This is a genomic window from Devosia sp., assembly GCF_035944845.1.
Taxonomy (GTDB): Bacteria; Pseudomonadota; Alphaproteobacteria; order Rhizobiales; family Devosiaceae; genus Devosia_A.
This window is the reverse complement of sequence record NZ_DASZAW010000096.1, coordinates 24,475-33,611: the sequence shown is the minus strand read 5'-3', so window position 1 is coordinate 33,611 and position 9,137 is coordinate 24,475. Positions and strand designations below refer to the sequence as shown.

Genomic DNA, 9,137 nt, shown 5'->3' with positions numbered 1-9,137 from the left:
GGCGCAGGCCTCACGAACGGCGGGATGCGTCACATAGGCTTCCTGCACGATCGTGCCGGCGTAGCAGGTGGCCTCGGGGATCGTGTTGGTGAGCAGGGCTTTCCGCAGTTCGATGTAGCCCAGCAGCCGGTCGAGCGGCTCGGGTGCGGAATGGTAGCTCGCCGAGGCGAATAGTGCTCCGGTGACCACATCCCAATGGGTGGCCGCGGCGATGGCCAATTCTTCCTTGCTGGAAAAATGATGAAAGAAGCTGCCCTTCGTCAGGCCAGCTCCGGCGCAGACATCCTCGATGCGGGTGGCGTGGTAACCCTTCTCCCGGACGACGTTGAGCGTCGCATTCAGAATTTTGAGGCGTGACTCGTGCATATTCCTATCATACCCACTAGTTGGTATGGCGTCAACAGCGCCCTGTGAGTCAGGACGAACGCCTGGATCAACAGCTCAGATAAAAGACTTTCGCGAGGAGAAGTTCTTGTACAGAAGAACAGGCGCAACCGCCTCGATCACAGCAGCCCTTTGACTAGCCTGGAAGCGGGTGTCCGCTTTGGCCAAATGCGGACGCGGTTCGAGTCGAAGCCGCGGCGGAGGCCGAAGTGGAACAGCCAGTTCGGCACGACGTTCTTGGCGCCCAGAAAGCCCAGCGGCAGCGCCACCACGGCGGCGATCAGCGTGCCGAGAAAGGCCATGCCGAGCGTCTGCGGCATGGCATAGACATGCTCCCAGAAGGCGCCCCCATCGCTCGGCGGCCACATGAAGTGGACCAGGAAGCCGAGCTTGCCGAGCCCATCCCAGATGCGCTGGGGGTGGCATCGATCCAACCAGAGGCCGAAGCCGAACACCGCGAGGAAGGCCAGCCACAGGGCCCAGCTGCGCAGACGCTGCGGCAGCGGCCGGGCGAGGATTTCGGGGTTGGTCTGGCGCAGCACCGCCACCGTGTCGGCGCTCAGTTTGGCGTTCATCGTCAGTACCCCCTTGCCGGCGTCTTGCCCGATCAGGCGGCGGCAGATCGCCTCGCAGCTGAGATCGATGATCGCGGTCATGGCGATCAGCAGCAGCATGATGGCGCTGATATCGGTGTATTCGAACTGCCGGATGGCGACGTAGAGATCCTTGCCGATCCCCCTGCCCGACCACGCCCAGCACCGCGGCGCCGCGCACGTTGATCTCCATGGGCAGCAGCCGGCTCAGCCGTCAGTCGCCAAGGCGTTGCCGGTGCCGGCAACCTCGTGAAAGGTCGTTCGCGCCAGCTCGGTCAACAACAGCGCCTGTTGCCAGCGGTCGGCGGTTTCATCGAACCCTCCGTCACCCCCGTGCAGTTGCGCATAGTCCATGTAGATCGGGCCGTTTGCTCCGGCCGCCGCGGCCGGCAGGAGCTCGGGAGCAAAGACGATGCGATCTGCCGCCTCGGCCTTGGCGAGGAAGGCCGCAAAGCACCGTCGCCACATCTCGATGAAGTGCGACAGATGCGGTTGGTCCCGCCCACCCCGGCCGATCGCCACCTGCATCGAACCAGCATTGCCGATCCGTCCGTGGATGAACCGGGTCCTCGCAAATACCGGCGCGAGGAAGTCGAGCTTGGCGTCGAAATCGCCATAGGGCATTTCGAGCCCGGTATACCAATGCGAGAGATCGGCATTGAAACGCATCTCGGGGAAATGCGTGATCCAGCGCAGCGTGCGCCACATATCCTGGGTGATGGTGGCGCGATGCGTCTCGAAGTAGACCGGGTAGCCGGTCGCGTCACTGGCTTCGAGCACCGCATCGATGAAGTGCATCGCTTCGCTGTCGCCCTCCAAGCCGGTCCCGACATGGAGGGTCGTTGCGGCATGGCCGAGCGCCTGGTGACGCCTGACCAAAGGCATTGCCTCGTCGGGTCGGCGCACGCTGCCCGAACCGAACGTCGTCAACCCCGCTGCCGCAAAGGCAGGGTCATCGTTCCCCTGCACTGCCGTGTAACCGGCCTGCTTCAGCGCCGATGCCACGCTGGCGTTGTCGCCGGATGGAGCTTGCGACCACTTGGGCAGTGCCAAAAGGGTGCCGAGGTTAAGCGCGAGGGTCAGCCTGTCGGCGGGGCGGGCGGCGCTTTCCATGTCTCGTCTCGAACCTGGGGGCTGATGCAAGTCACGAAGCTGGCAGCTCTGGCAGTCGCCGCCGCATCGCGTGGTTGGCGACATCCGGGGTTCACTGAACTGCTCGGTCATTGATTCGCCCCTCTTGCGCTGACCGGTAGGCGGAGGGCGGCACGCCATAGCGGCGGCGGAAGCGCGTCGAGAAATAGTAGGCATTGGGAAAGCCCACTTCCTCGGCAATGTGCGCCACCGACCATGACGAAGAGTGCAGCATCTGCGCCGCCCGGGCCAGACGAACGAACTCGATATAGGCCTGAGGCGACAGGTTGACCTGTTCGGTGAACAGCACGGAAAAGCGCGAGCGCGACAGGCCAACCGCTTTGCCCAGGGTTGCGATGTTGAGCGGGGCCGCGAGCCGCTCGCCCACGATCTCGAGCGCTTTCTTGATGCGTCCGTCGAGCTGCGATGCGCCATGCAGGGGGTTGAGATCGTCGGCCGTGATGAGCACGCGCTCGAGGCTGTTCATTGCCGCCTCGTACCTGAGCCGAAGTGGGGCATTGCTGACTTCCACCATGCGGCGCAACTCGCTCTCGATCGGCTCGAACTGCTCCCCGGCCTCAAGGATCATGATACCGCGTGAAATGCGCGGCCAGGCCAGCCAGGGCAGCCAGTGCGGGCGAGGGCGAACATGCACCCAGATGTTCACCCAGCGGCTGTCGTCATCGAGATGTCCGTATTCCTGGGGGGTGTCCGGGGCGATCAACAGGATGTCGCCCCGGCGCAACGTCCGCGTGGTGCCCTCGGCCTTGACATAGCCAACGCCATCAAGCGTGCTCACCATCAGCCAGTCCTTGGTGCCCTCCGGGCGATAGCCGCGACTGAACTCCTTGGATTGGTACTGAATGCCCGCCACAATGGGCGAGGACTCCGGTGCCGGCGTTACGTTGATGTGCGGCATTTGTGGTCACGCTCCAAAATCAGGCGGTTACCAGACGCTCGAGCCCACGTTGCGTGCCGGGGTGGCGGGGGGTAATGGGCTCGAGGATCTTGCGCTGCTCGGGCGTCACGCGATCAAGCAACTCCTGGGAGTACTTGAAGCCGTAGCGGGTATTGCCCCAGCTGGGCCCGTACCGGAAAATCACCACGCGCCGGTCACCGGGATTGATGCGCTTGGTCGCGCCATGCGACAGCGCATCGACGAACATCAGCGCATCGCCGGCCTTCATGTTGACTTCGATCGAACCCTCGACGACCTCGTCCTCGTCCTTGACGCGCTCCGAGAAATTGCGGGCAAATACGGGGTGGGCGATATTGCTCTTGTGGCTGCCGGGCAGGATGCGGGTGCCGCCATCGCCGGGGCCGATATCGGTCAGAGCCAACAGGATATTGACCTGGCCGCAACGGAACTGACCGTTTACGAAGCGGAACTGGTTGCGCACCACGCCATCCTGGCCGCCCGAGTGCAGTGGGAAGTAGCCGCCATTGCGACGCACCGATGCGAAGCACTCGTCGATGAACAGCCCTCCGACATAGGTACCGTCTTCGCCGCAATAGCGGCGCAGGCGGTCGATCCACGACGGGTGGTCGATCAGCGCCTCGAAGGGCTTGCCCGCTTCCACGATGTTCTGCAGCTCGAGCCCGGCGTGACCGTTATTGTCGAGCCGCTGGGCGTTGCCCCACCATTCGCCAAATTGCAGCTCGGGAAAATTGTCAAAAGCCCGATTGAGGTTAGCGAGCAATGTGGCATCGATGGCTTTCTCGAGAATGAGGTAGCCTCGCAGGTCAAAAAGAAAGTCCTGAAGGTCAAAATCGGGCATTGGGGTCCTCCCTGATTGCGATCCCCAGACTAGGAGCGACCTGGCTGCTGCTCAATCAGCGCGTGTTGCGATTTCCTTCGTTATTGTTCTGAGTTCGCCGGCAGCGCCAGATAGCACGATCTGGTCAAACGTACACCAAGTATCTGTATTTGTTTGATCTTTTTAGAACAGCACGCCAACACTGCACCCGCACGGACCTTCGCTGTACGGTGATCGAGACGCATCGAACCTGCACGGCCGCCCCTGCCCGTTGCCATCCCCTAGGCGTCAACAGCGAGGCCAACAGCCCGATCATGGCAGCCCATGGGCCAGTACCGAGAGCTGTGGATGGACGCAAAGAACAACACAAAAACGAAGGTCGACGAGACACCGTCTCATTCCTCTGCTGCCCGTGGCGCCCTACCCTCGGCGTGATCCTCGTTGGACTTTACGGCGCGACGAGCTGGCCGGAGCGAAGCCGAAAACGGCTCGGGCGGCGTGCACCCAACGCGGCAAGTCGGCGCGCTTGCGCCTTTGGGAGGAAGCCAGTGAAACCATCCAGCCATCGCCTGTTGGCGACGTGCCTGCTGTTCGGAACTTCAGCCTTTGCAGCTGAAGCGCAAATGCTCGAACCAACCACCCCGCCCGATCCGCCCTCGTTCGAGGCGCAGGGCAAGCCGAACTTCGTCGGGGTCGCCGATATCCTCGAGTTCAGGGCGCTGCCGGAATATCACGAGCCCGATTGGGTCACCGCGAAATACGTGTCGGCCGGCCTGCTTCCATCGGTGAAGGATCGGCTGCCGACCGAACCGCTGGTGTTCAAGGCCGCCAATATGCCCGATGGCATCGGCGTCTATGGCGACGTCATGCGTCACGTCATCGGCGGTCGTCCCGAAGGCTGGAACTATGCAGCTGGCCAGTCACAGGGCTGGGGCGGCATCGATATCGGCACAATGGAGTGCCTGACCCGCACCGGGCCGCTGTTCCAGATCAAGGCCGAGGACCTGGAACCGCTGCCCAACCTGGCGAGGAGCTGGGAGTGGTCGGAGGACGGCTATCAGCTGACCATGCACCTGATCGAGGGCGCCAAGTGGTCCGACGGGGTGCCGTTCGACGCCGATGACGTCATGTTCTACTGGGAAGACAACGTTCTCGACCCCAATGTGACGCCACTCAACGGCGCCTCGCCTGAGACCTTCGGCGTCGGCACGACGCTCGAAAAGGTCGACGCCAATACCATCCGGTGGACGTTCAAGGAGCCGTTCCCGAAACAGTATCTGTACCAGATGGGCTATGGCACGTTCTGTCCCGGGCCGGCGCATCTGCTGAAACCGCAGCACCCAAAATACAATCCGGCCAACAGCTACGAAGACTACAAGAATGCCTTTCCGCCGACCTACCTGAACTTTCCGGTCATGGGCGCCTGGGTGGTGGTCGAGTATCGGCCCGACGACATCATCGTGACGCGGCGCAACCCCTATTACTGGAAGGTCGACGAGGCCGGCAACCAGCTGCCCTACCTCAACGAAGTGCACTACCGGCTTTCAACCTGGGCCGATCGCGACGTTCAGGCGGCGGCCGGAACTGGCGATTATTCCAACCTGGAGCAGCCCGAGAACTATGTCGAGGCGCTGAAGCGTTCGGCGGCTGACGACGCGCCGGCACGTTTGGAATTCGGGCCGCGCACCATCGGCTATTCCCTGCTGCTCAACTATTCGGCCAACGGCTGGGGCGAACCGGACGCCCGCTCGCAGGCCGTGCGCGAGTTGAATCGCAACCTCGATTTCCGCAAGGCTATCAGCACGGCCCTCGACCGGCAGAAACTCGGCGAATCCCTGGTCAAGGGCCCCTTTACGGCAATCTATCCGGGCGGCCTCTATTCGGCGTCGGCCTATTACGACAAAGCATCGACAGTCTATTATCCGTACTCGCTGGAGACGGCGAAGGCCTATCTGGCCAAGGCCGGACTGGTCGACACGGACGGCGACGGCATCGTCAACTTCCCGGCCGGCACGGCCGGCGGTGCCAATGTCGAGATTGCGCTGCTTTCCGAAACTGACCTCCGCACCAACAAGAATATTGGCGAAGCGATCATTGCCCAGCTCGAACCGCTCGGCATCCGCGTCGTTTCGAACTTCATGGGCAATAACGAAACCCTCGCTCGGCAGGCGGCGGGCCAATATGACTGGCTCGTTTATCGCAATCAGTCGGAGCTGATTACGGCGGTGCAGAACACCGTCGCCCTGGCTCCCACCGGACCCCGAGTAAGCGTGTTCCACCGCGCCGGAACCGATGGCTCGCTGGACCTGTTGCCGTTCGAGACCGACCTCGTCGAAACCGTCAACAGCTTCATTGCCACCAACGACCCTGCCGAGCGCATCGCGCTGATGAAGCACTATCAGCAGGTCTACACCGAGAACGTCTACGCCGTCGGCCTCACCCAGTATTCGGCGGCGCTGATCGTCAACAAACGCTTCGCAAATATCCCGATCGGCGCCCCCAACTTCATGTTCAACTGGGGCGAAGACAGCATCATGCGCGAGCGGGTGTTCGTCTCGGCCGACAAACAGCAGGACTATGAGCTTCACCCCGAGTCCCTCCCGGGAACGCCCGGCTCGCCAGACCCGATCGATTGATCGGGCCGCCGGGACAATGAGCAAGGGGGCTTAGGCCCCCTTGCTTTTGCACCTTGCTTCGACCGCCTGTCACGCCGGCTCCACAACTCGTTGAGTGCACCCGGCTAGGCCGGCCGTTGCTTCCCGCCAAGCAACGCTCACTAATCCCGCATTAATGATGAAGTAGCTCAGGGGACGACAAAATCTTCGCCGGCCGAAATATTCCGGCCATGTTTAAGGTCATTGCAGTCTCCGCAACCTTGAGTTTTGCCTTGGTCACGGCGGCGTTGCCGCAATCGGCCTCCCCCGCCGAGCTGTGCAACCAACTGGCTGGCCATCCCTGGGAGCCGGGTCGGAACGGCCACACCGGCGTCGAGTGGAACCAGGTCGATGCGCAGCCATCCCGACTACACCTTTCGGGCCTCCCCAAACTCCACCTCGAGCCACCAGCTCGCCGCCTGCCCCGGCTTCAGCCACAGCACGCAGTCGGCTTCAGCTGCACTGGCGCATGAATCGGCAAACCCGGTCATCGGTTCGATGGCGATAGCATCCACCGGGCCGATGCCGGCCCGATCCATCCACACGCCGAGATAGGGCACGACGGCTGCGTCCCAACGGAATGTCAGCCGCGCGCCATCGGGCTGGATCAATTGCGCCCGATCGGCTGGCCGGTCCGGGGTGACGAACAGCTTGGCGCTCGTGCCCGGCGGCAGGTCGCTCAACCGGATCGGCGCGCCGGGCTCGCGTGCTTCCCAATAGCCGCGACCGAACCGATCGATCAGCGGCTCAGCCCCACTGCCGAGCACCACCTCGGTGTCCGGGCTTGCCGCGAATTGCGGATGCGCCGCCCAGAGGAACGGCATCGGCTCGGCGGTGCTGACACGGTAGTCGAGCCGAAACCCGGCAGTCCCGATGCTGAGCCGGCGGCGCAGCGTGTAGGCAAAGTGGCGACCTCGCACTGCGAGCCACCCGTCGCCCATCTCGCTCCACGCTTGATCCCACGCATCTCCGTGCAGCGGCAGCCGGCGGCCCATCACCGCGCAATCGTCGATGGTGGGCGCGCACTCGTCCCAGCCGAACATGTCGCCATCGACCAGCAGTGGCGGCAGTTCGGCGTGCGGCAGCAGCGGACGCCGCGGCTGGGTCAGCCACTCCCGGCCGCGATAAACGATCGAGGCGAGCTTGCCGCCACGCTGCGGCAACACCACCACCGTGAGCTCGCCGGCGCGGTAGAGCAGCGCCGGGTCGCCACGCCAGACAGCTCGCTCGGGATCGGAATACGCCGCCAAGACCATACCTGCAGATTTATCGATATATGATCACCGCGCCGCTCGCGCCTGTCAACAGCCGGCGCAGCGCGCGAAATCGCGCAGAAACGCCTCCACCCGACCCGACACAGCTTCAGGCGGACCTCATGCAGCGGTGGGAGACACCACCTTGTAGACGTTGAACACTGTCGGGGCCGCCAGCAGCGCGATGCCGACGCCAAAGGCGACAGCCACCCAGATGCGGGCGATCGGCCGGGTGTAGGCCCTGAGGTTGAGATCGGCATGATAGAGCGCCGCGGCCTTCGCCTCCCAATCCCTGACCGTCGTGGCTGCCGTCTCCTCGAGCTTGATCTGCAGGAACAGCCGCGCGCCCTCCGGTAATCCGAAAACCGACCACATCCTGAGGTTCGAGAGCAGTGTCGCCGCCATGGCGCGGCGCGATTTGAAGAACTCGAAATCCGACAGGCCCTGAAGTCTCCCCACGATTTCGTCGATGTCGCCGCCTTTGCGGAACTCGCTGGGCACGAACACCGAAAAGCTCAGGTAACCCAACAGGAAAGTCGCGCTGCCGGCGAAGGTGAGCTTGGCCGAGAGCGGATCGAGCCCGGCATCGGTCAGCGCCTTGCCGACATTACCAAGGACGAGGGCCGCCAGCGAAATCGCGGTAATGGCCTTGCCCAGAAAGGAATCCCGGATGCGCCCCAGCGCCACCCAGGTGATCCACTCGTTCAGCTTGGCCCACATGGTGCGGGCGCCTCAGGCGAAAGCCATGCGTGGGCGCGGCCGCTTGCCGGCCGCCTCGGCCAGGGCGCGGATGACCCCGGCCAGATCCTCGTCCTCCCAGTTCGCGTCGAAGCGCGCGTCGCGTGACTTGCCGGCCAGTTGGGTGAGCCATTCGACATCCTCGGCGGCATCGTCCGAACCATCAAAGCGCGAGCTGAAATGTTCGGCGACACGCACCAGCGTCATGCCGCGCACTTCGAACACCCGCCCCGAGGCGCGCTGATCAGGCTCGGCTTCGGGAAACACCTGTTCGAGGGAACTGACCAGATCGCCTTCGGTGCAGCCGGTGAGGCACGGTCCATAGGGCTCGATGTAGTGCGCGTAGCCTTGGCCGTGGCAGTCCACATAGCAGTCGTCGTGTCCAGGAGCGGAAATATGCGCCACGCGAAATCTCCATGATGGTGACGAGGTCAAGTAAAACGCAGGAAACAATGACAGTTCTAGTGTTGTTTCGCCATATGTGATGCAGCCCGACAGCTCGCGGGCGGCGCGCCCTCTCCCTGCCAAGCGCAGGGCAATCGCATATGCACAGCCACGGAGTTCTCCGTGGTCCTCCACCGTGGGCCCGTACACAACCCATGCGATAGCCCTGCGCTGCGGGAGGGG

9 protein-coding genes are annotated in these 9,137 nt (G+C 63.4%); 1 reads left to right on the top strand and 8 read right to left on the bottom strand.

All coding sequences use genetic code 11. The features are described 5' to 3' along the window. The 5 genes from VGV07_RS19105 to VGV07_RS19085 all read right to left on the bottom strand — a co-directional run. Window positions 1-366 (bottom strand): TetR/AcrR family transcriptional regulator (locus VGV07_RS19105; protein ID WP_326870318.1); only part of this gene is annotated, 366 nt, incomplete at its 3' end. Window positions 367-503: 137 nt separating this feature from the next. Then, a complete protein-coding gene (locus VGV07_RS19100; protein ID WP_326870317.1) occupies window positions 504-1,058 on the bottom strand; it encodes a hypothetical protein in 555 nt (184 codons plus the stop codon). Between the two features lie 126 nt (window positions 1,059-1,184). Continuing rightward, on the bottom strand, window positions 1,185-2,090 hold the full coding sequence (locus tag VGV07_RS19095; protein ID WP_326870316.1) for a hypothetical protein: 906 nt from the start codon (window positions 2,088-2,090) through the stop codon (window positions 1,185-1,187). Between the two features lie 91 nt (window positions 2,091-2,181). Then, entirely contained in the window at window positions 2,182-3,027 is an 846-nt protein-coding gene (locus VGV07_RS19090) for a helix-turn-helix domain-containing protein (protein WP_326870315.1), read from the bottom strand. Between the two features lie 19 nt (window positions 3,028-3,046). Continuing rightward, window positions 3,047-3,886: a phytanoyl-CoA dioxygenase family protein gene (locus VGV07_RS19085; RefSeq protein ID WP_326870314.1), complete on the bottom strand. Its 840-nt coding sequence runs from the start codon at window positions 3,884-3,886 to the stop codon at window positions 3,047-3,049. A 602-nt stretch (window positions 3,887-4,488) separates the two neighbouring features. Between VGV07_RS19085 and VGV07_RS19080 the strand changes: the two genes are divergently transcribed. Next, the gene (locus tag VGV07_RS19080; protein WP_326870313.1) at window positions 4,489-6,501 is read left to right on the top strand and encodes an ABC transporter substrate-binding protein; all 2,013 of its coding nucleotides are present in this window, start codon (window positions 4,489-4,491) and stop codon (window positions 6,499-6,501) included. Window positions 6,502-6,887: 386 nt separating this feature from the next. Here the strand turns inward: VGV07_RS19080 and VGV07_RS19075 are convergent, their stop codons facing one another. The 3 genes from VGV07_RS19075 to VGV07_RS19065 form a co-directional block, all read right to left on the bottom strand. Continuing rightward, on the bottom strand, window positions 6,888-7,769 hold the full coding sequence (locus VGV07_RS19075) for a hypothetical protein (RefSeq protein ID WP_326870312.1): 882 nt from the start codon (window positions 7,767-7,769) through the stop codon (window positions 6,888-6,890). Between the two features lie 123 nt (window positions 7,770-7,892). Further along, window positions 7,893-8,492, bottom strand: coding sequence for a hypothetical protein (locus tag VGV07_RS19070; protein WP_326870311.1), 600 nt, complete (start codon window positions 8,490-8,492; stop codon window positions 7,893-7,895). Between the two features lie 12 nt (window positions 8,493-8,504). Beyond that, complete coding sequence (locus tag VGV07_RS19065) at window positions 8,505-8,915, bottom strand: hypothetical protein (protein ID WP_326870310.1); 411 nt, start codon at window positions 8,913-8,915, stop codon at window positions 8,505-8,507. Window positions 8,916-9,137: the final 222 nt, after the last annotated feature.